The sequence below is a fragment of the Syntrophothermus sp. genome (genome assembly GCF_013314835.1).
GTDB lineage: Bacteria > Bacillota > Syntrophomonadia > Syntrophomonadales > Syntrophothermaceae > Syntrophothermus > Syntrophothermus lipocalidus.
Window position 1 is genome coordinate 21,234 of the sequence record NZ_JABUEX010000023.1, and the last position, 26,031, is coordinate 47,264.

General features: G+C 51.5%; 20 protein-coding genes, 5 tRNA genes and 1 CRISPR repeat array. All 25 genes read left to right on the forward strand.

Annotation, left to right across the window (positions count from 1 at the left end; translation table 11 throughout):
* Positions 1–2: 2 nt before the first annotated feature.
* The 25 genes from HPY90_RS08565 (at position 3) to cas2 (ending at position 23,074) form a co-directional block, all read left to right on the forward strand.
* Positions 3–1,367, forward strand: coding sequence for an NAD(P)/FAD-dependent oxidoreductase (locus tag HPY90_RS08565; protein ID WP_287193634.1), 1,365 nt, complete (start codon positions 3–5; stop codon positions 1,365–1,367).
* Positions 1,337–2,077: a GltB/FmdC/FwdC-like GXGXG domain-containing protein gene (locus tag HPY90_RS08570; protein WP_287193636.1), complete on the forward strand. Its 741-nt coding sequence runs from the start codon at positions 1,337–1,339 to the stop codon at positions 2,075–2,077. The genes HPY90_RS08565 and HPY90_RS08570 overlap by 31 nt, the downstream gene beginning before the upstream one ends.
* A gap of 192 nt (positions 2,078–2,269) precedes the next feature.
* The gene (carA, locus tag HPY90_RS08575; RefSeq protein ID WP_287193638.1) at positions 2,270–3,340 is read left to right on the forward strand and encodes a glutamine-hydrolyzing carbamoyl-phosphate synthase small subunit; all 1,071 of its coding nucleotides are present in this window, start codon (positions 2,270–2,272) and stop codon (positions 3,338–3,340) included.
* Between the two features lie 481 nt (positions 3,341–3,821).
* A complete protein-coding gene (locus HPY90_RS08580; protein ID WP_287193640.1) occupies positions 3,822–4,715 on the forward strand; it encodes an IclR family transcriptional regulator in 894 nt (297 codons plus the stop codon).
* Between the two features lie 223 nt (positions 4,716–4,938).
* Positions 4,939–6,576 carry a glutamate synthase-related protein gene (locus tag HPY90_RS08585; protein ID WP_287193642.1) on the forward strand — a complete coding sequence of 546 codons (1,638 nt, stop codon included), beginning with the start codon at positions 4,939–4,941 and terminating at the stop codon, positions 6,574–6,576.
* Between the two features lie 169 nt (positions 6,577–6,745).
* Positions 6,746–7,168 carry a Fur family transcriptional regulator gene (locus HPY90_RS08590; protein ID WP_287193644.1) on the forward strand — a complete coding sequence of 141 codons (423 nt, stop codon included), beginning with the start codon at positions 6,746–6,748 and terminating at the stop codon, positions 7,166–7,168.
* Between the two features lie 87 nt (positions 7,169–7,255).
* Positions 7,256–9,040 (forward strand): ferrous iron transport protein B, encoded by a 1,785-nt coding sequence (gene feoB / locus HPY90_RS08595; protein WP_287193646.1) that lies wholly within the window; start codon positions 7,256–7,258, stop codon positions 9,038–9,040.
* Between the two features lie 16 nt (positions 9,041–9,056).
* Positions 9,057–9,323, forward strand: a complete 267-nt coding sequence (locus tag HPY90_RS08600) for a FeoA family protein (RefSeq protein ID WP_273698893.1) — start codon at positions 9,057–9,059, stop codon at positions 9,321–9,323.
* 55 nt (positions 9,324–9,378) lie between these two features.
* Positions 9,379–10,125: an ABC transporter ATP-binding protein gene (locus HPY90_RS08605; RefSeq protein ID WP_273698892.1), complete on the forward strand. Its 747-nt coding sequence runs from the start codon at positions 9,379–9,381 to the stop codon at positions 10,123–10,125.
* Positions 10,112–11,035 (forward strand): SufB/SufD family protein, encoded by a 924-nt coding sequence (locus HPY90_RS08610; RefSeq protein ID WP_273698891.1) that lies wholly within the window; start codon positions 10,112–10,114, stop codon positions 11,033–11,035. Before HPY90_RS08605 ends, HPY90_RS08610 begins: the two co-directional genes overlap by 14 nt.
* A gap of 42 nt (positions 11,036–11,077) precedes the next feature.
* The gene (locus HPY90_RS08615) at positions 11,078–11,983 is read left to right on the forward strand and encodes a selenium metabolism-associated LysR family transcriptional regulator (RefSeq protein WP_287193651.1); all 906 of its coding nucleotides are present in this window, start codon (positions 11,078–11,080) and stop codon (positions 11,981–11,983) included.
* Between the two features lie 180 nt (positions 11,984–12,163).
* Positions 12,164–13,273 carry a type III PLP-dependent enzyme gene (locus HPY90_RS08620; RefSeq protein ID WP_287193653.1) on the forward strand — a complete coding sequence of 370 codons (1,110 nt, stop codon included), beginning with the start codon at positions 12,164–12,166 and terminating at the stop codon, positions 13,271–13,273.
* Positions 13,274–13,452: 179 nt separating this feature from the next.
* Positions 13,453–14,343 (forward strand): polyamine aminopropyltransferase, encoded by an 891-nt coding sequence (gene speE, locus HPY90_RS08625; protein WP_287193655.1) that lies wholly within the window; start codon positions 13,453–13,455, stop codon positions 14,341–14,343.
* Between the two features lie 87 nt (positions 14,344–14,430).
* A tRNA-Asp gene (locus HPY90_RS08630) sits at positions 14,431–14,506 on the forward strand.
* A 5-nt stretch (positions 14,507–14,511) separates the two neighbouring features.
* Positions 14,512–14,587, forward strand: a tRNA-Phe gene (locus HPY90_RS08635).
* 7 nt (positions 14,588–14,594) lie between these two features.
* Positions 14,595–14,669, forward strand: a tRNA-Gly gene (locus HPY90_RS08640).
* Positions 14,670–14,702: 33 nt separating this feature from the next.
* Positions 14,703–14,777 (forward strand) — tRNA-Cys (locus HPY90_RS08645).
* Between the two features lie 44 nt (positions 14,778–14,821).
* Positions 14,822–14,910: transfer RNA gene (locus tag HPY90_RS08650), tRNA-Leu, on the forward strand.
* Positions 14,911–15,216: 306 nt separating this feature from the next.
* On the forward strand, positions 15,217–17,391 hold the full coding sequence (cas3, locus tag HPY90_RS08655; protein ID WP_287193657.1) for a CRISPR-associated helicase Cas3': 2,175 nt from the start codon (positions 15,217–15,219) through the stop codon (positions 17,389–17,391).
* A gap of 14 nt (positions 17,392–17,405) precedes the next feature.
* Positions 17,406–18,122, forward strand: a complete 717-nt coding sequence (gene cas5c / locus HPY90_RS08660; RefSeq protein ID WP_287193659.1) for a type I-C CRISPR-associated protein Cas5c — start codon at positions 17,406–17,408, stop codon at positions 18,120–18,122.
* Complete coding sequence (gene cas8c / locus HPY90_RS08665; RefSeq protein ID WP_287193661.1) at positions 18,103–19,926, forward strand: type I-C CRISPR-associated protein Cas8c/Csd1; 1,824 nt, start codon at positions 18,103–18,105, stop codon at positions 19,924–19,926. The genes cas5c and cas8c overlap by 20 nt, the downstream gene beginning before the upstream one ends.
* 13 nt (positions 19,927–19,939) lie before the next feature.
* The gene (gene cas7c / locus HPY90_RS08670; protein WP_287193663.1) at positions 19,940–21,046 is read left to right on the forward strand and encodes a type I-C CRISPR-associated protein Cas7/Csd2; all 1,107 of its coding nucleotides are present in this window, start codon (positions 19,940–19,942) and stop codon (positions 21,044–21,046) included.
* Positions 21,047–21,048: 2 nt separating this feature from the next.
* Positions 21,049–21,729, forward strand: coding sequence for a CRISPR-associated protein Cas4 (cas4, locus tag HPY90_RS08675; protein ID WP_287193665.1), 681 nt, complete (start codon positions 21,049–21,051; stop codon positions 21,727–21,729).
* Positions 21,730–21,740: 11 nt separating this feature from the next.
* Positions 21,741–22,772, forward strand: coding sequence for a type I-C CRISPR-associated endonuclease Cas1c (gene cas1c / locus HPY90_RS08680; protein ID WP_287193668.1), 1,032 nt, complete (start codon positions 21,741–21,743; stop codon positions 22,770–22,772).
* Between the two features lie 11 nt (positions 22,773–22,783).
* Entirely contained in the window at positions 22,784–23,074 is a 291-nt protein-coding gene (gene cas2 / locus HPY90_RS08685; RefSeq protein WP_013175707.1) for a CRISPR-associated endonuclease Cas2, read from the forward strand.
* Between the two features lie 240 nt (positions 23,075–23,314).
* Positions 23,315–26,000: a CRISPR direct-repeat array (repeat unit 32 nt; unit sequence GTCGCTCCCCGCGCGGGAGCGTGGATTGAAAC).
* The last annotated feature ends 31 nt before the right edge of the window (positions 26,001–26,031 follow it).

The following is a 26,031-nucleotide window of genomic DNA, read 5'->3' on the forward strand; positions in this document are numbered from 1 at the left end:
GGATGCGTTACGTTTTGGTAGGTAATTCGGCGGCAGCTGTGGGCGCTATCGAAGGGATACGCAGCCTAGACAAAGAAGGGCAAATCACGGTGATTTCAGAAGAGCCGTACCCTGCTTATTCGCGGCCCCTAATCTCTTATTACTTAGAAGGCCGGGTTGACGAATCAAGGATGGGCTACAGGGACCCGGGGTTTTATGACCGGCACAAAGTTGAGTTAAAGCTGGGAGTCAGAGCGGTACGGTTGTCGTGTTCTTCACAGCGGGTACTTCTCGACAACGGGGAAGAACTAGAATACGAGCGGCTGCTGTTGGCTACAGGTTCAAGGCCAGTACTGCCGCCGGTAAAGGGATTAGACAAACAGGGGGTCTTTTTTTTCAACCGTTGGGAAGACGTGAAAGCCATCCGAACCGTAGCCGGTCCGGGGTTGAGAGCTGTGGTGCTGGGCGCTGGTCTGACCGGATTGAAGGCGGCCGAGGCTTTGACCAAGCTTGGCTTGAGGGTCACTGTAGTAGAGGTGGCGGACACAATTCTCGGGTCCATCCTGGATGAAGAGGGAGCCTGTATAGTCCGGAAACATCTGGAGGAAGCGGGAGTACACTTGCTCACTGGGATAAAGGTTACCGAGGTTTACGGGGGAAGGAGTACGGTTCCAGCGGACGTCTATGCTCTAAAGGATAAGTATCGCAAGTATTTGAACAGAGAACAGCAGGTAGAAAGTGTCGGGCTGTCAAACGGGTTTTCGCTTCCGGCAGACATGGTGGTGGTGGCGGCGGGGGTTGTCCCTAATCTTGATCTGGTCGCCGGTACCGATGTCAGGTGGAATCACGGGATACTGGTAAACGAGTACTTAGAGACTACTGTTTCTGACGTTTATGCAGCCGGAGATGTTGCCGAAGGACTTGATTTGCTATCAGGGGAATCCCGGGTGATAGCCACTCTACCCAACGCTTACAAACAAGGAGAAACGGCTGGGAAAAACATGGCCGGAGCCAGGGTACCCTACCCAGGGGGTCTGGCTATGAACTCGGTGAGCTTCTTCGGGCTGCCTATAGCCACCGCAGGCTGGAGCAACGTTCAGAAAGAGGGGATAAGGATAGTAAACCGAGCCGATGTATCCCGCAGGAGCTACCGCCGTTTGAGTATATTAGGGGATAGGCTGGTCGGCTTCATAGCCGTAGGAGATGTTAACCGAGTAGGGATACTCACCGCTCTGGTGAGAATCCGAGCATCAATCGATGGGTACGAAGACCGGTTGTTAAAACCGGATCTGGGACTTATCGACCTGCCGGAACAACTACGCCAGCGGTGGAACTTGTGGGGAGGGGGTGATTCTGAATGGAGGTCAGGCTATCAGCTAAGGATTTGAAATACCGCGAGTTGAACCGGGCTATTCGCCTAGCAGCCGCCGAGGGGGCCGATTCGATTCTCGTCGACGAAGTGAACGGTCAGTACTACTTAGGGGCGGGGATGAAGGGCAAGTTGAGATTGGTGGTGAACGGGATTCCGGGCAACGATCTGGCCTGTTATTTGGACGGCTGGGAGATAAGAGTTAAAGGCAACGCTCAGGACGGAGTGGGTAATACCATGAACAGCGGACGGGTGATTGTCGAGGGCAGTGTGGGTGACGTTCTGGGCTACGGGATGAGAGGCGGAGAGATCTTCGTCCGTGACGATGTCGGTTATAGGGCTGGAATTCACATGAAAGAGTTTGAAAACAACTGTCCGGTACTGGTCATAGGAGGCTCTTCCGGCGCCTTTCTAGGCGAATACATGGCCGGGGGCCGCATCATTTTGCTGGGGCTAAAGACAGGGGGCAGGCCCTCGATTGGACCTTACTGCGGTTCGGGGATGCACGGAGGATGTATATTCATTCGCGAGCCGGTTGACCAAACGTGTATCAGTCCTCATGTGCAAGTATCTGCTCCGACGGAAAACGACCGGGCTTTTCTGTGGGAGTATTTTCTCCGCTACTGCACTTACTTCGGTTTCAAACCCGATATGTGGGACGACTTGTCTTTTGTCAAACTCATACCTCGGGGAACCCGTCCTTACGGCAGTATGTACATTGGGGTATAAGGTCGGGTATAAGAAAATCATCGGGATTGAACAGAACCGAGAAGAAAGCGGTTATAACTGAGTATTCACAGTGTTATGTATTATTTTTGCTTAGGTATTGCTATTAAGGCTTGTGTGAGGTACAAATAATAGCGGGCTGATGACTGGGGAATAAAAGCTATAAGACAAAAGAAGCCGTGAGGAGGCAAAGCGGTGAGGCGAAAAGGGTATCTCGTACTTGAAAATGGTGCGGTATTTGAGGGAATAATGTTAGGGTCGTCAAACGGAGCTGGAGGGGAAGTAGTTTTTAACACGGCAGTGGTTGGATACGAACAGGTTATGAGCGATCCGTCTTATGCAGGGCAGATCGTGGTAATGACTTATCCCCTTATAGGCAACTACGGAATAAACCCAGCCCATATGGAATCCGAGGTTATGTGGTTGCGAGGTTTGGTGGTCCGGGAATTATGTCTTGAGCCGGAGCATTACCAGTCACAAATGAGTTTAGACCAGTTCCTGGCCGACAAGGGTTTGGTATGTTTGACGGAGGTGGACACCCGGGCCCTTACCCGAGTATTACGAACCCGCGGCACCATGGGTGGGGTTATTGTCCCGTCGCTGGATGATATGGACGCTCTAAAGGAGAAAGCCCGAAGGGCAGCCGAACCCCCTCCCGGAGGTCACGTATTGAAGGTCACTTCTCGTCAGGTCAGGCGTGAAGGGAACGGCCCCAAGCGGGTAGTTTTGATGGATTTTGGGGTTAAGAAAAGCATAATCTCTGCTCTGGTGAAAAGGGGCTGTGAAGTCATTACCGTCCCTGCTGACACCGATGGCGATAAGATCATGGAATTCGCACCTCACGGGCTGGTCTTGTCAAACGGTCCGGGAGATCCTCGCGATTGCATGTACGCGGTAGAAACGGTAAGAAACCTGCTGGAAAAGGTTCCGATTTTAGGAATATGTCTTGGGCACCAGCTCTTGGCACTGGCTTTGGGGGCCGAAACTTACAAGATGCGGTTCGGACACCGAGGAGGAAACCACCCGGTAAAGGATCTCCATACCGGGAAGGTGCACATCACTTCTCAAAATCACGGATATGCGGTGGATGAGGCCTCCCTTTCCAGGGTCGGAGCATATGTATCTTTTCGCAATTTGAACGACGGTACGGTGGAAGGGCTAAGACATGACGAATTGCCAGTTTTATCGGTTCAGTTTCATCCCGAAGCGGCTCCTGGCCCCCAAGATACAGAGTATTTGTTTGACAGTTTCTTGAATTTGATGTAAAGGTTATCTTCACAACGGAGGCAGTTTGAGCAAGCGGTAGAAACGTTATTATGGTGCACCTCGTAAACTAATGAACCATCTCCCTGTTCCTTCGCCAGCAAACCTTTTTCCTGCCGGATTAACGTACACATCGTGTTCTTCATCGTACTTGATCATAAACACTGGAAGCTAGCTTTACCTCTTTTTCCGTAGGTTTTCTACGTGCGGTACCTTGCTAACGTGGCCGGGATGCGCGTGGTCAAAACGAGCAGTACCGGTTCGTCTTCTTCCCCCCTTAACTGCAATCGGTGCCTTGTGAGCCAGAACAGAACGATAAGGAATCAGGAAAATGGAATGCTTGACCGCATGATGGAAAAGGATATAGAATAAGTGCAGTGGCACTTTGCGAAATGTAGAATCAGATTTTGCAGAGTGAAAAATAGGTTTCGCTTGCCGGTTGGTGGGGAAAATACGCTGTAATTCCGAAGGAGGATTTACTTTAGTGGAAGATTCGAACGAGGACAGAAAAGCATTCCGACAAATGGAAGATAGCAAAACCGTGCAATCGGTCGAAAGAGCACTTTCTATTCTCGAAATCTTGGCCGATTACGGAGCACCCATGCACCTTGGACAAGTATCTGAACAAGCTCGCTTGAGGCCCAGTACAGCCCATCGACTTTTAGGGACGTTGATATCTTGCGGATTCGTGGAACAGGATGCAGAGAGCCGGTATCGTCTGGGGTTAAAGGTTTTCCGCATTGGGAATGCGGCTACTTATGTAACTGATATCAGGCAAATCGCTGCCCCTTATATGCAGGAGTTATTGGAACGTTGCAACGAAACGGTTAATCTCGCAGTTTTGGATAAGGGAGAAGTTGTTTATATAGATCAGCTCGAATCAAATAACATTGTTGTGGTGAGAATGTTTGCCAGGGTAGGGAACCGGGGGCCGGCATATTGTACGGGTTCCGGTAAAGTATTGCTTTCCGGACTGACTGAGGAAGAATTTCAGCGGTACCTAGCGACAACCGAACTTGTTCGCTTTACAACCGATACTATAACTGATGCGAAAATCCTGGAGAGAGAGATTGAAAGGGTGCGAAAGGACGGGTATGCACTGGATTTAGGCGAACGAGACGAAGGAGTAAGGTGTGTCGCCGCTCCGATCAAGAATTATGAAGGACGGGTGGTTGCGGCATTAAGTGTTTCAGGTCCTAGCATGAGAATGACTGCGACCTACATCATTAATGAGATGGCACCGCTGGTAAAAGAGACCGCCTTGAGAATATCGGAACGCTTGGGATACCAGAGTGTCAGCGATTTTTCTATGGTCAAGGGCTCTGGGCAAAACGAAAGTCAGGGCAAACGGAGATTGCAGGCAAAGGGGAGCAACTGAGAAGACTGGTAGTGAAGGGGAAACTCGTGGCAGCTAAACGGGTATTGGGACAGCGGTCCTCAAATTACGGCGAGGGTGAACTAATTATTGCTGCCAGAATGCCCGGTTAGAATAATACTGCAGGATCAATTGAAGGGGTGATGCTGAAGAAAGAGCCTACCAGGGGAAGGATTCTTCACTTAATCTAAGTACCACAAAATACCACGAAGGGGTGGATTTAGCGATGGAATGGCCCAAAACAAATGATGTTTTAGGAACAGCTAACCGCGGCGATGCGGCTGAATCTGGTCTGTGTACATTATGCCGGGCGGATTGTCAAGGAAGATGCGAAACCTGGCTTTCCAGTCTAGCGGGACGCAAGATGCTTTATCCTAGAGACTACGGGGCAGTAACTGCAGGGAGCAGAAACACCACCCACATAGGAGTCTCATACAATTCCCTCCGCATTCAAGGCTACAATTACGGCGCGATGGGATTAGCTCCGGGCCTGTCCAGTGATCCCGATGATTGTATATTCCCAAATGTCAGTTTAGAAACTGAGTTTGGAAACGACCAAAAAACCAAAGCCAGAGTTCCACTAATGACAGGAGCACTTGGCTCCACATTCGTGGCTGCTAAATACTGGGAATCATTTGCCGTAGGTGCGGCGCTGGTGGGAATTCCTATAGTTGTTGGCGAGAATGTGGTAGGAGTGGACCGAAATTCGGTTATCGAGAACGGGAGAATTACAAAGGCGCCTGAACTGGACCGCCGAATTCAAACCTTTTTGCGTTATTATGACGGTTACGGGGCCATATTGGTTCAGATGAATGTTGAAGATACGCGCAACGGAGTAGCCGAGTACTTAATAGAGAAGTATGGCGACCAAGTAATAATTGAGCTGAAATGGGGACAAGGGGCCAAAGATATCGGCGGCGAAATCCAGGTGACTAGCTTAGATTACGCGTTATTCCTTAAGAACCGTGGGTACATCGTCGACCCCGACCCGACCAAGCCTGAAGTGCAGGAAGCCTTTAAAAATGGGGCCATCAAATCTTTTGCCCGACACAGCAGACTAGGATATACGGATCTGGCCTCGGCCGAACAGGTCAGAGAAAACTTCATGAATTTTGTTGACTACTTACGCAAGCTGGGGTACAAGAGAATAACATTGAAAACCGGTTCTTACGGTATGGAAGCTTTGGCAATGGCGATCAAGTATGCTAGCGATGCTGGTTTGGACCTGCTTACCATCGACGGTTCAGGCGGCGGAACCGGCATGAGTCCCTGGAACATGATGGAGACGTGGGGAGTACCTTCGGTCCTTCTTCATGCCAAGACTTATGAATATGCATCCATATTAGCTCAAAAGGGACAGAAAGTTGTTGACTTGGCTTTTGCCGGAGGATTGGCCAGAGAGGATCACATTTTTAAGGCTTTGGCGCTGGGAGCCCCGTTTACAAAGCTGGTTTGTATGGGACGAGCTTTAATGATACCCGGATTCCTTGGTTCTAATATTGAAGGGGTGCTCAGACCGGAGCGCAAGGAACAAGTAAACGGTAACTGGGAAAAGCTGCCGCCGGCAGTAGCGAGGTTTGGAATGAAGCCGGAGGAAATCTTTGCGGGATACTTCGAGGTCCAGAAGAAGGTTGGGAAGGACGAAATGCAGAACATCCCGTTTGGTGCTATCGCCCTCTGGACACTAGCAGATAAGCTGGCAGCTGGGTTGCAACAACTGTTGGCTGGAGCAAGAAAGTTTTCGATGAAAGAAATTAGCCGGGACGATTTGGTGTCTGCCAACCGAGAGACCGAAAAAGAGACCGGTATCAAGTTCATCACTGATGCGCAGAACGAAGCAGCGCTGGCTATTCTGAAATCCTAGTAACACTATACCTGGCTCAAATAGGGTTATCGGCGAAAATAAAATAATGAATTAAAATAACACCACAGCTACAGAGCTGTGGTGTTATTTTAATTCCATTTGTGATAGAATTGAGTAAAGAGAATGATAATTATTATCGATCCTCACGGAAGGGAAGGCGTGAATTTCATTGAGCCTGGAATCCTTATACGACAAGTTGGCCGAGTCCAATTACAAACTTACACCTCAACGCCGGGCTATCCTTCAAGTCCTGGAGGATAACCAGGGCGAACACTTATCGGCAGAGCAGATTTTTTTCATGGTGAGATCCCGGCTACCGAACATCGGAATCGCGACGGTTTACCGCACCCTAGAACTTTTTGCAGGGTTGGGATTGCTACGCAAAACCAGCTTCGATGAGGGTAAGTTTCGCTATGAATTCCATGATGTGGACCGTCACCGTCACCATCACCTGGTATGTTTACAGTGCGGTAAGATAATAGAGATCGAAGAGGATCTCCTTCAACAGTTGGAACGTGAAGTCGAAAAAAAGGGATTTCAGGTAATTGACCACTCGCTGGTGATATACGGCAAATGTCCTTCGTGTAAGTAAATCCATCCTCGCAAATCGTAAAAACATCGCCTAACCGCGCCGTGAAAACGAGAATGATTATCGTTATTGGGAGAGGGGGCTGGTGAAATGAAAGCCGTACTCGTCGGACAGCCCAACGTTGGCAAGAGTGCGGTATTGAACCGCTTAACCGGAGCCGAAGTCATCGTTTCAAACTATGCGGGTACTTCAGTGGAGTTGACCCGGGGCAACGTACGGTTGGGGAAGAAAAACATTGAAGTCATCGACACCCCTGGTATTTATAGCCTTACGGCTGCTTCCGCCGAGGAAACTATAACCAAGGAACTGCTATCTAACGAGTCGGTGAATCTGGTGATCAACGTGGTGGATGCAACCAGTTTGGCGCGAAACCTGGCTCTAACCCTGGAACTGCTGGGAACGGCAAAACCTTTGCTGGTTTTATTAAACCAAATGGACCGCGTCAGAAGCAAAGGCATGGTGATAAAACACACGGAGCTGGGGCGTTGGCTGGGAGTCACGGTAATACCTTTCTCAGCCGTGACCGGAGAAGGAGTAGCTGAGGTTTTCGACTATTTGGACAGGGGTTTAAGCGAAGGATTTGCGCTTCCTAATCCTGAAGTCCACAAAGGTAATTTACAGGTGTTGGCTGAAGAGGGCGGCTTTAGTTGCGATGGACTGTGCTGGGCGTGTTCGCACGAAAAGGCGAAAGTGTCCTGCCACGAGGAACAGATTTGGGGCTTACAGCTCCAGGCTCGAGCCCTGGCCAACAAGGTTTTGGACTATGAATCCCGGCGTCGGGTTCAGTGGTTGTCACGCCTCGAACAGTTGGTCGACCGTCCGGTACTGGGTGCGCTTGTGCTGATGCTCGTTTTATGGGTAGGCTTTAAACTGCTTCTCGCTTTTACTGGCTGGACCGAAGGCATCATAGAAGGGTTGTTTCAACCCGTGCAGCAGTTTCTTGCTTTCTGTATCACCAAGGTACTGCCTGACGGGTTCGTCAGCCAGGTCTTGAGCAAGGGAATTCCTGAGGGTCTACTGCTACCGTTTGCACTGGTGTTGCCGGCCATATTGATGGTTTCGATTTTTATGGCTGTTCTCGAGGATACCGGGCTTTTGGCCCGTTACGCAGTGGTGTTGGACCGGTTAGGAAGGGCACTGGGAATATCGGGACAGGCCGTAATACCCATGGCTCTAGGATTTGGATGCCGGACCCCAGCGGTTATTGCAACCAGGATCCTGCCTAATCCCAGGGAAAGGTTGGTAGTAATCACCCTTTTGTCTATCGTCATTCCTTGCGCAGCTACCTTGGGCATGATTGTGGCGGTGATAAACGCGTTCAACGCCTACCCAGAAGCGATTGCCGGATCCATGTTGATGGCCTTCATAGGCTTGGGGTTGGGGTTGAAAAAGAGGTTCGGTGTCAAACAGGAGGAAATGGTTTACGAGCTTCCGCCCCTGAGAGTGCCTTTTGTAAAAACGTTAGTGGCAAAGGTCAGGATACGATTCCGCGGGTTTTTCACTGAGGTTTTGCCCTTGCTGGTGATTATGAGCATAGGGGTTCGCGTACTGATAGATTCAGGGGTATTGAGGTTCGTTGCCGGGATGGATAGGGTAACCGAGTACTTATTCGGCGTGCCAGCTGAGGCTTTTGCTGCTGTTTTGATAACTGTTATCCAGCGTTATCTGGCTCCTCTGGTGCTCCTCAATCTTAATCTAGATCCCAGGCAAGCAACCATTGCTATCTCGATGATAGCCCTTTCTCTACCCTGCCTACCGGTGATGGTCGCGAGCTGGAGGGAGGTAGGGGCCTGGAATCTGGGGAAAATCATCGCAACAGGCTTGGCCATTTCATTTACGACAGGTACAGTGTTGAACCTGGTGCTGCCGAAGTAGGAAAGGAGGACGACTTATGTCCCGTTGGAAACCGGTTGTCAGAAGGGGTGAACAAACGACGTTGGACAGAGTAAGACCGGGAACTCGGGTCCGAGTTGCCGGGTTTCTGGGCGGGTGGAGAGGTTCCGAACGGTTGCTGAAGATGGGGATAGGCCCGGGGGTGGAGGTGTTAACCGTCTCGCAGTACCCGCTTAAGGGACCAGTATTGGTAAGGGTAGATGAATCTCAAATCGCTTTGGGACGCGGATTAGCTCGAAAGATACTGGTAGAACCATTGCCATAAACGATAGTTATGTTATTATTAGGGTAAATCTTAATACTACCCGGAGGGATACGGAGTGCTTGAATTGAGAAACATAAACGTGGCCTTTGATGGGGACAACGGTTCCAGCAAAGAGATACTGAAAGATGTCAGTCTAAGCTTGGAACCGGGGAAGCTTTATGGGATTACCGGTCCCAACGGAGGCGGTAAGACCTCATTAGCTAAGGTGATAATGGGGATTTATACCCCGAATTCGGGGCAAGTTATCCTAGACGGGGAAGACATAACCGGGCTCAGTGTTACAGAAAGAGCGCACCGGGGCATCGCCTACGCTTTTCAAAACCCGCCTCGATTCAAGGGGTTATCGGTGTCAGATGTAATGAGGATCGCCGGTCCTCAGCTTGAGACTACTGAAGTCCGCGGGTATCTTCGGGACGTGGGACTGTGTCCGGAAGATTATCTGGATAGAGATGTGGGGCCCGGTTTAAGTGGGGGCGAAGCCAAAAGGATAGAAGTTGCACAGTTGCTGGCTCGGGACGCCCGAATCAGCATTTTTGATGAGCCGGAATCCGGAGTAGACCTGTGGACTATCCAGAAGTTGATTGACATAATACTAAAAAGGTACAAGCGGAACCCGGAAAAGATGGCAATAGTTATAAGTCACAACGAACAGTTCCTGCCTGTTTGCGACGAGATCATTCTCATCTCAGAGGGGACAGTTCAACAGCGAGGAACCGCGGCCGAGATATGGCCTTTGATAAAAGATGAGATTTGCTGCAAGATGAGGGACCAGTGCGGAGGTATCGCTCATGGAGTTCAATAAGGTAGAAAGGGATCTCTTGCAAGCAGTAGCCGATTTGCATTCGATTCCACAAGGTGCTGTCAACATCAGGAGAGATGGCGAAGCGGTGCTCAGGCGTTCTTCTCCCAACATCGAGATTGTGGGTAAGACGGACAGGCCGGGCATAGACATCATTGTGAAGCCGGGCACGGTCAACGAGTCGGTGCATATTCCGGTTATTTTAACTCGAAGCGGGTTCAAAGACGTGGTGTACAATACTTTCATTATTGGAGAAGGCTCTGACGTACTGGTGGTCGCGGGTTGCGGCATTCACAATGCCGGCCAGGATGTGTCGAGGCACGATGGGATTCACGAGATCATCGTGAAAAAGGGTGCCCGTATGCGCTATGTGGAAAAGCACTACGGTGAAGGGAGACCCGAAGCGCAAAGGATACTCAATCCCAATACGGTGATAACCGTGGAAGAAGGGGCTCAGGCGGAAATGGAACTGGTTCAGATAAGGGGAGTCGACCACACGCGGCGGGTGACGACTGCCTATATTTACGATCGGGGGAGCCTGAAAATAGTCGAGAAGCTTTTGACCCACAGAGATCAAGAGGCAGAATCGACGATTGAGATTCACTTGGTAGGGACAGGGGGCGTGGCCCAGGTGATATCGCGTTCGGTTGCCCAGGAAAGTTCCCGCCAGGAATTTCGAGCGGCTCTGATCGGTAAAGCGAGAAGCAACGGGCATGTTGAATGTGATGCCATAATAATGGATCGAGCCCAGATCAGGTCAGTCCCCGAGTTGGTAGCCGAAAATGCGGAAGCAGTATTGACTCATGAGGCGGCCATAGGCAGGATAGCGGGGGAACAACTGATTAAGCTGATGTCTCTCGGGCTCACTGAGCAGGAAGCAGTAGACGCTATCTTGAGCGGTTTTTTGAGATGAGGGTTAGGGCGGTGAGGAACACTGGCCGGTGATGCAAAGAATATGAGAATCGACCTGTTTAAGACTTTCGTTAGAGTGATAGAAACCCAAAACTTTACGAAAGTCGCTCGCGAACTCGATATTTCTCAACCTGCTGTCAGCAAGCAGATTCAGGCGTTGGAAGAGATGTATGGGGTTCTCTTGCTGGAAAGGACAGGGAAAAAATTGAAACCGACCCAGGCAGGAGAGGCATTATACGGGTGTGCCAAAGATATACTGAGGGCAGTTGAAAAGACCGAGCGGGTGATGGGAGATCTGTTGGAGACTCGCAAGGGCAGGCTTCTCCTAGGTGCCAGCACTATTCCGGGACAGTACATCATGCCATCATTGATGACCGAATTTAAGGCCAGGTTTCCCCACGTTGCTATTTACATGGAAGTCGGGGACAGCGAGGTTATTATGGGTAAAGTTGCTGACAAGCAATTGGATGTAGGTGTTGTGGGGGCTTGGACTGGGGACAGGCGGGTCGATTTTTTTAAATGGATATCGGATGAACTTGTCCTCGTGGTTCCTGAAGGCCATCGTTTCTTGGAAATGGACGGTGTGACGGTGACCGATGCCCTGCAGGAACCGTGGGTTTTCAGGGAAAAGGGATCAGGGACCAGGATGACGTTGGAGGATGCTTTACAAGGACGGGGTATCAAAAGAGAAGACCTTAACGTGGTAGCAGAATTAGGTAGCACCGAAGCGGTTCTAGCTTCGGTAGAAGCAGGGATGGGTATATCGCTGGTATCTGAATGGGCTGCTAAAAAGGCTGAGAATTCGAGAAAGATTAGGGCTCTGAAGGTTAAAGACATTGATTTCAAGCGTAATTTCTATGTGGTTTTCCCTAAACAAAAGCAGCGGCGAAAGAGCGTGGATCTTTTCTTAGATTTTTTGAGGAAAGCAGAAATAAGGCCGGCTATGTGATGTAGCATGCTTGATTGGGGACAAGCTGCTCTAGCTATATTGAGAATGTGAGAGTATATGATAGAATAGATATCGTGCGCTCGGTCAAGCTGGGCTGGCTGCTGCTTGCAGCCGGTTGTCCAGCTATATTTTATGTATGCTTATGTATGCGAACTGGGAAAGAAGGGAGGGCTTAGATCGATGTTGCGTTTGAGCTTCGATGAAGCTAAAAAACTTAAAGAGAAATGGGGAACCCCGCTCATGGTCGTTTCGCGGCGAGAGATAGGTGAAAAGTTTGCTATCCTCAACGACTACTTGCCGGGGGTCAAGATGTACTACGCGGTAAAGGCTAATGCCCACCCGGATGTTTTGAAAACCGTGAAGGAGTTCACCGACCGGTTCGATATTTGTTCGCCTCAAGAAATACTTGCGGCCAAGAGTATCGGAGTGCAAAGCGAGAACATGATCCACACTAACCCTGTAAAAAAACCGGAGGATATCCGCTTTGCCGTAGAGCAGGGAGTAAGATGGTTCGTATTCGATAATGAGTACGAGTTGGAGAAGTTCAAATCTTACGGGTCAGATATTAACCTGTTGCTAAGGCTGAGTTTTCCCAACCCAGACTGCGTGGTCAACTTGTCTTACAAGTACGGGGTTCCACCGGATGAGGCGACTGGACTGGTTATCAAGGCGGCCGAGATGGGCTTGGCTGTGCGGGGCTTGTGTTTCCACGTAGGATCCCAGAACTTGAATCCTTACAAATACACGGACGCCATTGCCGAATGTAAAAGAGTCTTTAACTCCCTGGCGTTGCATGGTATATATCTCGATTATCTCGATATCGGGGGAGGCTTCCCGGTCGAGTACATCGAACCGATAATGCCCCTTCGCAGGTTTTTTTCGCCGATTCAGGAAGCGCTTGACAGCTATTTCCCTAACATCACGGTGATCGCCGAGCCAGGCAGGTTCATAATTGGCGATGCTGTCAACTTAGTCATGACTGTTGTAGGCAAGTCGAAGCGAAACAACGTCTGGTGGTACTATGTGGACGACGGGCTGTACGGTTCGTTTTCGGGTCGTTTGTATGATCACTGCGATTATCTGATTCTGAGCGAAAGGGAAGGGCCGCGGGAACAGTGCATAATCGCGGGGCCGACCTGTGACTCTTTCGATGTTATCTACCACAACACCGTAATGCCACAACTGGAAATTGGCGAAACTTTGATCGCTCTTTCAATGGGTGCTTACACTACTGCGAGCAGTAGCAACTTCAACGGTTACCCGCCGGCCCGCACCGTCATTGTTGACTAGGACGGCATTATACAGTGACAGGACAATATGATATCGGTTCTGGGCAGGACTGTATTTTGAGTTAGATTGATTGTGGGATAGGATGTATGCTATAGTTTTTGAACAATGAAAATTTTTGCATGCCAGCATGGCATCTGGAAATGCCGCTGAGTTCTATAATAAGTACCGGGAGGAGGAATATGGTGTCGGAAGATATAATTAGGGAAGAATCGATGGTGGACCTGTGGAACGTGTGGTACTCGGAACTGCATCAAGGAAGAGCGGGGCTGACTCTAAAAGTAAAACAGGTAATTTACAGCGGGCAAAGTCCCTTCCAGAGGATAGACATTCTCGAAACTTACGAATTCGGGCGGATGCTGGTCCTGTACGGCTCGATTATGATAACTGAGAAGGATGAGTTTGTCTACCACGAAATGATTAGCCACGTGCCTCTTTTTACCCATCCTAACCCGCGCCGGGTTTTAGTAATTGGAGGCGGTGACGGCGGTACCGTGCGTGAAGTGTTAAAACACCCAGAAGTCGAGCAGGTTACCCTGGTGGAAATAGATCAGATGGTGGTAGAGAAGTGCAAAGAATACTTCCCGCAGGTAGCGTGCGAGCTCGATAACCCTAAGACCAGGATACTGTTTCAGGACGGAGCGCAATTCATGGCGGAAACCGATGAGAAGTTTGACGTGATACTGGTCGATGCCTCGGACCCCATCGGTCCGGCAGAGGTTCTGTTCCAAAAGAACTTTCATCAAAACATTTACAACCGCTTGAACGAGGACGGGATCATGGTGACCCAGTCTGAGTCCCCCTGGTATCACCAGCGGACCTTGAGAAGGATGTACGAAAACCTAAGGAGCATTTTCCCGCTGGTCCGGATCTACTGGGCATATGTACCTACGTACCCCTCGAGTATTTGGAGCTTTACTTTGTGTTCGAAGAAGTACCATCCTATTAAAGACTTTAAAGCTGACCAGTACCGGGAACTGGGCATCAGTACCAACTACTACAATGCCGGGATTCACCAAGCCTGTTTCGTACTGCCTAACTTCATCAAGAAGGCGATATTGAACAGGGTATAAACTCAAAATATAGGGCAACGTCGTTGACGGGGCTGGTACCCCGTGCTATAATTAGTATTGCTTTGAGGTTCTGTACCTAACCGATTAGGAGCCGTGGTGGAGGGGTTACCATGCCGGCCTGTCAAGCCGGAGGTCGCGGGTTCAATTCCCGTCGGCTCCGCCATGTGTGCCTCGGTAGCTCAGATGGTAGAGCAGCGGACTGAAAATCCGCGTGTCGGCGGTTCGATTCCGCCCTGAGGCACCATTGTTGAGCGGAAGTGGCTCAGTGGTAGAGCATCGCCTTGCCAAGGCGAGGGTCGCGAGTTCGAATCTCGTCTTCCGCTCCATTTACTTTATTAGGACAACTGCATCAATGATGAGGGCGAGTGGCGAAGAGGCAACGCTGCGGTCTGCAAAACCGCCATTCACCGGTTCGAGTCCGGTCTCGCCCTCCATTTCCGTTTTAACCTTTGTTACCGTTCACGACCCGAAAATCGATGCCGGGGTGGCGGAATCGGCAGACGCAACGGACTTAAAATCCGTCGGAGGGTGACCTCCGTGCCCGTTCGACTCGGGTCCCCGGCACCACTGGATTTTTCCCCCTTTTAGGAGTTGGTGACAACTGAAAGGGGTTTTTATTTTGGGCAGAAATGCATCAGCGCAAGTCTGTCAAGCCTGCACATGAGAGAGGAAACGAACAATATGAGTAATGGCCCGGGAGCTGATTCCCGGGCTTCTGTCTTGCTTTGGGCAGTGATACCGGGCTCTGCCGGGTACCGGAAGAAGTCCTCAACCGCAAAGACGAGGAATGTCGAAATTTGACGACAAATTCTGGAAGGAATCGAAGAACCGGATGCATAATTAGTTTAAATAAGCAAAGGGGGAGGATGAGTTATGCGCGTTTACTATGCGCATACCCGCAATTCTGAAGGTGCGATGCACCGGCTAGATGAGCATTTGCTTGCCGTGGCTGAGCTGGCCGGAAAGTACTCAGAGAGGTTTTATGGAGGGATATTGAAGCCCTTGGCCTGGTTGGCCGGGGTTTTCCACGATATCGGCAAGGTTTCTCCAGGCTTCCAAAGTTATTTGGAAGCGATAGAAGCTGGTAGGGTGAAGCAAAAAGTACCTCATTCACCGCTGGGTGCACTATTTTCCCGTAGTGTTTTGTCTAGGCTTGAAGTCAAGGATGACCTGGCCCTCATAGTGGCCGGTCACCACTCGGGCCTCGATGAGATCGGGACACTGACAAGCAAACTCGCAGGTTATGGCCCTGACCAAGACCTGGTCCAAGAGATGACCGAAATGCTGCAGGTAATGATGAAAAGGATGGAAAGCAAAGGAATTAAGATTCCGCCTTTGAACGAATTACAACGCGAACTCCTCGTCCGAATGCTGTTCTCAGTATTGATTGACGCTGACAGGCTGGACACCGAACTGCACTTTTTCCCGGAACGCGCGAGACTCCGTGATCAGGCGCCGACTCTGGCTGAGCTGGCGATACGGTTTCGCAAAGATCAGGAAGAACTGCTGCGGCAGAACGCGGGTACGCCGTCCGCTGTCAACGAAGTTAGAAAAGACGTTTACAGAGCATGCGTTGATGCGGCAAAGAGCCCTCAGGGATGGTACAGGCTGACTGCTCCTACCGGAGCAGGCAAAACCCGCAGCGCACTGGCCTTTGCCTTGGAACACGCTTTAATCAACGGACACGAACGGATTATCTTCGCTCTCCCGTACACAAGTATCATCGATCAAAACGCCGAAGTCTACAGGAGTATATTAGGACCGGATTCTGTTCTGGAACACCACAGTCAGGTAAAGACGAGCGATGAAGAGGACGAAGAGCAGCGAGTGCTGCGGATGCGCTTGGCAGAGGAGAACTGGGATGTGCCGCTAATCGTCACGACTACCGTTCAATTGTTGGAGAGTCTTTTCTCTAATAGACCTTCGTCATGCCGCAAGATACACCGCATCGCCAAAAGTGTGTTGATATTCGATGAAGCGCAGACTCTTCCACCAGAGCTTTTGAGACCTACTATGCAGGTATTGAAAGACCTGGCCGAAAACTACGGCACCACAGTGGTTTTGTCAACCGCAACTCAGCCGGCGTTAAAAGACGAGTTTTTGCCGGAATTGGAAGGGATCAAAATCCGAGAAATAGTACCCGATTACCCGCGGCACTTCGAAATGTTGAAGCGAGTCGAGTATAGGAGGTTAGAAGAGCCGGTTTCAATAGCGGCATTGGCTGCCGAAATATCGAGGCACCAGCAGGTCATGGTTGTGATGAATACCAGAAGAAGCGCCCTGCTGTTGGTGGATGAGCTGGGAGAAGAAGACTGTCTGCACCTGTCGACGCTGCTCTGCAGTGCCCACCGCCGCAAAGTGTTGGAAGAGGTGCGGAGGCGATTGGGCAGAGGTGAGCCTGTGAGATTAGTGAGTACCCAGGTGGTGGAAGCGGGCGTTGACCTCGATTTTCCTGTAGTCTACAGGGCTGTGGGACCGTTGGACAGGATAGTGCAGGCAGCGGGCCGCTGCAACCGGGAAGGGCGGCTGCCTGGATTCGGTGAAGTTGTAATTTTCGAGCTAGAAGACGAGAAGCTGCCCAGAGGGCCTTACAAGGCAGGTTTAGAGCAGGCAAAGCTGATACTGGCGGAGTGTGGTTCGCCTGATGCTCTGAACGAGCCGGATATATTCGAAGATTATTTTTCCAGGTTGTTCAGCGTTCTGGGGCAAAATCTCGATCAATACGGTATCCAGCAAAGCCGCTCTAGACTAAACTTTCCCAAGGTAGCGGAGGACTACCGTATTATCAGAGAAGACACGGTACCAGTCGTTGTCAAGTATGGCCGAAGTCAGGAAGCTGTAAGGCGCTGGCAGGCAGACCCAAGCCGGGATGCCTGGCGCGGTCTTCAGGCTTACATGGTCAATATTTACGAAAGGGAGGCGAGAGAGTATTTCAGGGATGGGTTTCTTTCTAAATTAGCCGATGATTTGTATCTTTGGGAAGGCGTCTATGATGAGGTAAAGGGCCTCAGTGGGGTATGGAGGGACCCTGCAGACCTCATCGTTTAGAAGGAGGTGACCTCTTGCTGGATAACTACGATGTTGCAGTTAAAGTGTGGGGAGACCTGGCTTGTTTTACTAGGCCGGAGTTCAAGGTAGAGAGGGTTACTTATCGCGTGATGACACCGTCAGCAGCTCGGGGAGTTCTCGAAGCTATTTTTTGGAAGCCCGAGTTTCGCTGGGAAATCAGGGAGATATGGGTCTTGAATCCTATAGAAGAACTGGTGGTAATGCGCAATGAGGTTGACAGCCGGCAGAGCGCGGACACGACCAGTTTCGTCGTTGAAGAGAGAAGGCAGCAAAGGACCGGTCTTTTCCTCAAGAATCCGTCTTACCTGATTTTCGCGGACATCAGACTGAAGAATGAGACAGAACACCCTAAGAGGAAGTACACGGAGCAGTTTGTTCGCCGTGCAGAACGCGGCCGGTGTTATCACCAGCCCTACCTGGGGACGAGGGAGTGTTCGGCGTACTTCAGCTTGCCCCGAGGGGACGAAAAACCTGTTTCCACCAGCATCACCGTAGGCAACATGCTGTTTGACGTTGCCTACTGCCGGAGTTCTGAAAGAACTGACATGAGCTTTTTCCGCCATGAGGACAATAAGGCCAGCGTGGTTTACGGTTTTGCGCAGCCTCTGTTTTTCCACGCCAAGGTAGAGAATGGGGTTATGCGGGTTCCGTGGGACAAGTATAAGGAGCTTTACAGATTGGAGGGGGTCCATGTTAAAGGAATTAGTTGACAAAGCGGAAAAGCTGGAAAGAGAGGGCAAGAAGAATCCCATTGGGTACGATAGGTATTCAGAACCCGTAAAATGGGTGGTTCACATTTACCCTGATGAGAAGCGGATTGAGATCGAAGAATACTCAGGGGAAAACCGTGCCCGGCCAAAGCCCGCAAACCGGACCAGCAATGTGTACCCGTGCCCACTAGCGGATGAGGCTACATACGTACTCGGTATCAACAGAATAAGTCAAGAAAAGGTTGATAAGAAGGCAACTGCGAAGCACCAGGCCTATAAGGCTATGTTGGAGCAGATAGCGTTGTCCCCACACATCGAGGACGAGTTGTTGCGGGAAGCCGTTACACGCGTTAGTCAACTGGTGGAAGACGGTTCGGTAGCCAAGGCGTTCGGAAAACGCGACGTTCTGGGAAAGCAGTGGATCACTTTTGTTTACGAAACAGGACATTTACGGGGTAAACACCTGCACGAGATGCCGCAGATCAAGGAGTTTTGGGCACGAAAAGTATCGGGCGACGTTGCCAGTAATGCGGAACAACCCTGCTGCATTTGCGGTCGACGGGAAAGAATTGTCAGGAACATCCCTACTAAAATCGTTCTCAAGAGTGGAAACCGGCAGATCGCTAGTTTCAACAAAAGCGCGTTTGTCTCGTTTTCCTTTTCTGAAAAGGGTGCCCCGGTGGGAATGTGTGTACCCTGCGCGGAAAACGCTTCCCAGGCTTTGAACTACCTGGTACAGCACAACTCTCAGGTTATCTACGAAGACAGGACGGCTAAAGGCAAGGTCAACAACGATAGCCCGCGAAACCAGGTGGCTGTGTTCTGGCTTAAGGAAGACATGAAACTCTCTCTGGAGGGGCAAGAGATCAGCTGTGAAGAGCTTTTTGCGATGCCGATAGTTATGCCGGAATCGATGGGAGTCACGACTACAGAAGAGGTGATAGACCGCTTTCTGAAAGCGCCGTGGGGTACTGGGGCAGATGTTCTCAATCTGGATGAAAACACTTTTTACCTGGCTGTGCTGTCGCCGAACACCGGCCGGATCGCGGTAAGGGACTGGATCGAGGTGGGGGCGGGGCAAGTTAAAGCCAACCTGGCTAAATATTTTGAGGCCTTGCGGTTAGTAGACGCGGCGGGCAACAAACGTGCTCCTTACAGTATTTCGCAGTTGCTGGCCCCGCTTCCGGATGCGGATCCGGGCATGGCTAAATCGCTCATACGATGCGCCTATCGCGGGGAACAACCGCCGCCCTCGCTATTACTGTCGGCGGTGAGACGTCTGCGTGTTTCTGGTGCTCGGGATGGTGGTTTGGAAGAAAAAAAACGCGACAAAAGGGGGCTTGAGCCGGTTGAGGTCTGGCAGAGGCTGTGCGCCTTAATCAAGTTCTGCTTGACGTTTGGAAAGGAGGATGCCCAGGAGATGGAGACCTTACAACGGAACCGCCAGGATTCGGCATACCAGGCGGGACGGTTGCTGGCAGTGCTGGAAGAGATACAGAAGCGGGCGGCGGGTAGCACGCTCTCATCTACCCTTGTTGACCGTTACTATGGTTCTGCCTCTACGTCGCCCGCAACCGTTTTCCCATTGCTGATCAGCATGGCTACCAAGGCCCATATGCCGAAAATCAGAAAGAAGTATTTTAATGTCTACCGCGAGCTCGAAGCGTTACTGGAAGAGATCATGTTGGCCATAGACGAGCTGGGCGGATTTCCGCAGACCCTTCCTGTGTCACAGCAAGGGGAGTTTTCTCTCGGTTTTTATCACCAGCGGGCATATTTTGCCGCCGAAAGGGCTAATAAATAGGAGGAGGTAAGTTATGGCTCAGGAGCTTTATCTCGATCCCTATAAAAGGCACGACTTCGTTTTTCTCTTTGACGTGGTAAACGGGAACCCCAACGGTGACCCCGATGCGGGTAACATGCCTCGCATAGACCCCGAAACCAACCACGGTTTTGTCACCGATGTTGCCCTGAAAAGAAAGATAAGGGATTACGCGGCATTGGTCCACGGTAAAGCAATATTTGTTCAGAGCAAGGTCGCTCTTAACACCTTGTATTACAACTCAATGGCCGAAGACGGGTATGCCTTCCCCGAGGTGGAGGTTAACGACGAGGGACTATTGGAGTGGCTGGTAAACGAAGCGGCCGATGTTTTCGACGTGAGCGAAGATCTCAAAAAGGTCAGGTATATCCGCGAAATGAGAAAACAGAAAGATATCCTGGACACCGTAAAGGAAGAAGTAGGCGAAGTCCCGCCTGAGATTAGGCCGAGGCTTGAGCAGCTTGCCAAAGACCTGTTTGCAGCCGGCAAGAACTTGAAGAAACTGAGTGCCTCGGACAGGGATGCAATCAAAGAAGCTATGACAAAGAAATACTACGATATACGCATGTTCGGGGCAGTGTTGACAGCTGGGACTAACGCTGGCCAGGTGCGCGGACCTGTGCAACTGACATTTGCCCGGTCGATATCGCCTATACTGCCGATGGACGTGAGTATTACAAGGGTAGCTATTACAAGGGAAGCTGACAAGAGATCAAAGCAGACAGAGATGGGAAGAAAGCCTATAGTTCCCTATGGTCTTTATCGGTGTCACGGGTTCTACAACCCCAAACTGGCCGAGCGTTTGACCTCAAGCGGCAACCCGGTATCCATCGACGACATTACTGTTTTGTGGGAAGCATTGGTGAACATGTTTGAGTACGACCGGTCGGCTGCCCGTGGGGAAATGACCTGTAGGGGACTATACATCTTTTCCCACGACGATGAGAAAGGCTTGGGTAAAGCTCCTGCTCACAAGCTGTTCGACCTAATTCGGATCGAACAGAAAGAGCCTTCGAAGCCACCGCGTTCATTCGACGACTACGAAATCGTGATGAACGAAGAGGGGTTGCCTCCGGGAATTGAATTGAAGGCGTTTGTCTAGCCATGTACCAGGAAGAGGAATTCTTACCCGTCTCAGCTCTACAGCACCTCGTTTTTTGCGAACGTCAGTGGGCTCTGATTCACCTGGAACAGTTGTGGGTTGAAAATATCCTAACGGCTCAAGGTAGAGTAATGCACGAGCGGGTTCATGAGCACGACCGTGAGGTTCGGGACGGTATTATCATCACCAGGGGTCTGCCATTGAAGTCCTTAAGATTAGGACTTACTGGGAAGGCCGATGTGGTAGAGTTCGTTGCCGTGTGCGTGAAAGATGGCCGTGAGGGCATTCCCATAGAGGGACAGCCGGGGTTGTGGAAGCCCGTGCCCGTCGAGTACAAACATGGGAAGCCGAAGGTTGATAGAAGCGATGAGGTTCAATTGTGCGCTCAGGCTTTATGTATTGAGGAAATGCTAGGCGTCAGTGTAACAGAGGGAGCTATATATTACGGGCGGCCCCGTCGCAGGCACTCGGTGTCGTTTGACGAGCCTCTGCGCGCCGCTACCGAAGAGGCTGTTTTGCGCCTGCATTACCTGACTCGCGAGGGCCGCACGCCGGCGGCGGTGTATAGACGGGAATGTAATAGCTGCTCGTTATATGAATATTGTTTACCCAGGGCCACAGGTGGCGGCAAGAATGTTTCCAAATACCTCCAACAAGTGTTGGACGAGCTTGACATAGAATAGGGGAGGGACCCGTGAAGAGGCTTCTCAACACTTTGTACGTTACTACACAAGGGGCGTATTTGTCCAAAGAAGGCGAGACAGTTTGCGTGAGGGTTGATAAGGAAATAAGGCTTAGGGTTCCAATACACACCTTGGCCAGCATCATCTGTTTTGGGCAGGTTTCCTGCAGTCCACAGCTTATGGGCTTGTGCGGTGAACGCAACGTTTCCCTCGCATTTTTTACTGAGAACGGACGTTTCCTGGCCCGAATAGAGGGGCCTGTACGGGGAAATGTTCTTTTGCGTCGTGCTCAGTACCGGAGGGCCGATGAGGAAAAGAGGGCGTCTGGACTGGCGCGGGCCATGGTACTGGGCAAAGTACTTAATTCTAGGACGGTATTGATGAGGGCCTTGAGAGATTACCCTGGTTGTTCAGGGGCTGCTGAGATTCAATCTGCCGTAGACAGGCTAGCCCAGATAGCCCGAACCTTAAAGCATCCACAGACCTTAGAATGGCTGAGGGGTGCCGAAGGAGAAGCGGCGAGGCTGTACTTTGGTGTATTGGGACATTTAATCACGGTTCAGACGAGCGAGTTTGCGTTTACAGGACGGTCGAGACGCCCTCCGACGGACAACGTGAATGCTTTACTGTCGTTTCTTTACACTCTTCTGGCACATGACGTAGCATCTGCCCTGGAAGGAGTTGGTCTAGATCCGGCAGTTGGGTTCTTGCACAGAGATAGACCGGGCAGGCCGAGTTTGGCTCTCGACCTCATGGAGGAACTGAGGCCGATACTCGCCGACAGGCTGGCTCTAACTTTGATCAATAGGCGGCAGGTGACATCCAGAGGCTTTCAAAAGAAGGAATCAGGGGCTGTTGTTATGAGCGATGACACGAGAAGGGAGGTTCTCCAGGCCTACCAGGCTAGAAAAAGGGACCAGATTACGCACCCGTTTATTAATGAAAAGGTATCACTGGGGTTATTGCCTCATATTCAGGCGTTGCTCCTCGCAAGGCACCTGCGGGGGGACATCGACGGTTACCCGCCGTTTATATGGAAATGAGGTGATGCTGTGTGATGGTCCTTATCACTTATGACGTTAATACTGAAACGCCAGAAGGCAAGAAGAGGTTGCGGTTAGTTGCAAAAGAATGCGAAAATGTCGGACAGCGGGTTCAAAAATCGGTTTTTGAATGCCTAGTGGATCCGGCACAATTTGTAGCATTAAAACACCGTCTGGAAAAGATCATTGACAAAGAGCACGATAGTTTAAGGTACTACCGGCTGGGCGCTAACTGGCAACGACGGGTGGAGCACGTAGGAGCGAATCCAGGCTACGATCCAGAAGGGTTTTTGCACATCTAAAACGCTTCTAACTGGTTGCACTTCGGTTAGCTTCAATTGGTCAGGCAAGAATGGCTTTGCACACTCCAAGAGCGCGAACCTATAGTGGTGGCTGTTTGCCTGGGAGGTTCGCGATGCGCAAGGTTGCGGTATTCTTAGCGTGGGACTGCTGTAATATACGGATAAGCCGTATCTGAGCGCGGCTGGGGCGCGGAACAGCAGCCAGAAAGAGCCGAACGAATGGCAGCGATGGGCAATACAGTCGCTCCCCGCGCGGGAGCGTGGATTGAAACCCTTGTGAAAGTGACTGTGCTACCACCTCCTGCCGGGTCGCTCCCCGCGCGGGAGCGTGGATTGAAACTTGCGGTCTGTACAAATACGTTATGTCGCCACGGAGTCGCTCCCCGCGCGGGAGCGTGGATTGAAACGCATCGCCTCTTTATCACGCTTGGGAATATTTTGGTCGCTCCCCGCGCGGGAGCGTGGATTGAAACCACCTTCGGCGTGGCAATAAAAAGCAAGAACCGCCGTCGCTCCCCGCGCGGGAGCGTGGATTGAAACGCCGTAATTTTGGGTAATTTGTCTGGCGGGTTTACGTCGCTCCCCGCGCGGGAGCGTGGATTGAAACCTTATCCGCTGGATTTAAGAACCTGCGGAAGTTTGGTCGCTCCCCGCGCGGGAGCGTGGATTGAAACTTTTCTCCAAGTAATCTTGTAACGCTTTAATTACGTCGCTCCCCGCGCGGGAGCGTGGATTGAAACTTTTTGCTCCCAGCGGGTTTTGTCCCCGTAAGCAGTCGCTCCCCGCGCGGGAGCGTGGATTGAAACAAGAAAAACTGCAACGAATGCAAAAGAATGACTTGTCGCTCCCCGCGCGGGAGCGTGGATTGAAACACGGCTACGGCCAGCGAGTGGAAAGTCATTCTGGGGTCGCTCCCCGCGCGGGAGCGTGGATTGAAACCATAGGAATACCATTAGGGAAGGCTTTACAAACCGTCGCTCCCCGCGCGGGAGCGTGGATTGAAACGCTCAAGCGTAAGCGTATTATGAATGACTACCTGTCGCTCCCCGCGCGGGAGCGTGGATTGAAACTTGCTCAATAGCAGTGAGGTATACATAAATACTGGTCGCTCCCCGCGCGGGAGCGTGGATTGAAACATATCGTGGTGAAGAAAATCCTTGGGGTAACATTGTCGCTCCCCGCGCGGGAGCGTGGATTGAAACAGAAACAGCCAAGGAGTTTTTGCGGGCAAACGACCGTCGCTCCCCGCGCGGGAGCGTGGATTGAAACATATCGTGGTGAAGAAAATCCTTGGGGTAACATTGTCGCTCCCCGCGCGGGAGCGTGGATTGAAACCCAAATATCCAGCACTCGTCGGATTTCCGTAACAGTCGCTCCCCGCGCGGGAGCGTGGATTGAAACTCGGAATTCCTTGGGGAAAGGACGAAATGATAGCGTCGCTCCCCGCGCGGGAGCGTGGATTGAAACGCTAGTGGTGAGGCTGAGACAAGGAGAAAAGAGGTCGCTCCCCGCGCGGGAGCGTGGATTGAAACATTGTGGTACTACCGTTACATTAAACTCAAATACGTCGCTCCCCGCGCGGGAGCGTGGATTGAAACTAGGAATGTTAAGAGATCCGGATGCAAACGCAGTGTCGCTCCCCGCGCGGGAGCGTGGATTGAAACATTATTTGGTACATTCAGTCGTTGCCGAGGTAGGGTCGCTCCCCGCGCGGGAGCGTGGATTGAAACTTAATAATCAACAAAAAACTAATCAAGGTATTAGGGTCGCTCCCCGCGCGGGAGCGTGGATTGAAACTATGGGGGTCCCTCGCTTCCGAACCAAGGATGAAGTCGCTCCCCGCGCGGGAGCGTGGATTGAAACAAAACAGTATAAAACAACGAGATGAGGCGATTAAGTCGCTCCCCGCGCGGGAGCGTGGATTGAAACACCTTCTCTGTGCCCGCCGATCATCCTAACGCGGTCGCTCCCCGCGCGGGAGCGTGGATTGAAACGCCACCTTTGCTGGTAGAGGCTAGGGTAGTGGAGTCGCTCCCCGCGCGGGAGCGTGGATTGAAACTATTACGGGAGCGCCCTTTCCGCCGCCCAGAAGGGTCGCTCCCCGCGCGGGAGCGTGGATTGAAACACCCGGCCGTCGATTATCGGCGTGGGCGAAGCCGGGTCGCTCCCCGCGCGGGAGCGTGGATTGAAACTATCCGGTTATATGCTCCTGTCGTGTATGTAGGCGTCGCTCCCCGCGCGGGAGCGTGGATTGAAACCCAGTTAGAGGTTAAAACATCCTCATCGGATTTCGGTCGCTCCCCGCGCGGGAGCGTGGATTGAAACGATTGGGACGAAGAATTCTAAGGAGGTGTGAAACGGTCGCTCCCCGCGCGGGAGCGTGGATTGAAACTAAAAGGCGTCAGGGAAACGATCCTGGAACGCAGAGTCGCTCCCCGCGCGGGAGCGTGGATTGAAACATGAGGATGACGAGGGGATATTTGTTTATGACTATGTCGCTCCCCGCGCGGGAGCGTGGATTGAAACCGTGATAAGATTGGTATGTGAAGAAAATGTTGCGTCGCTCCCCGCGCGGGAGCGTGGATTGAAACCGATATGTCATTGAGAGAGGAAAATACATATGGGGTGGTCGCTCCCCGCGCGGGAGCGTGGATTGAAACGGATTAGGTCTGGGAGTTTATCCTCCGGGAAATGAACCACGTCGCTCCCCGCGCGGGAGCGTGGATTGAAACCTTTTCGGCGTCAATCATGTCCCTACCGGTCAGGTCGCTCCCCGCGCGGGAGCGTGGATTGAAACTCCTCCTTTCTCACCCTTGTATAAATTAATAATGTCGCTCCCCGCGCGGGAGCGTGGATTGAAACATATCAAACCTGACATTGCCGTTTCGGTCTACGTCGCTCCCCGCGCGGGAGCGTGGATTGAAACTATTTGCAAACTGGGGTGAGGGCAGAAAAGA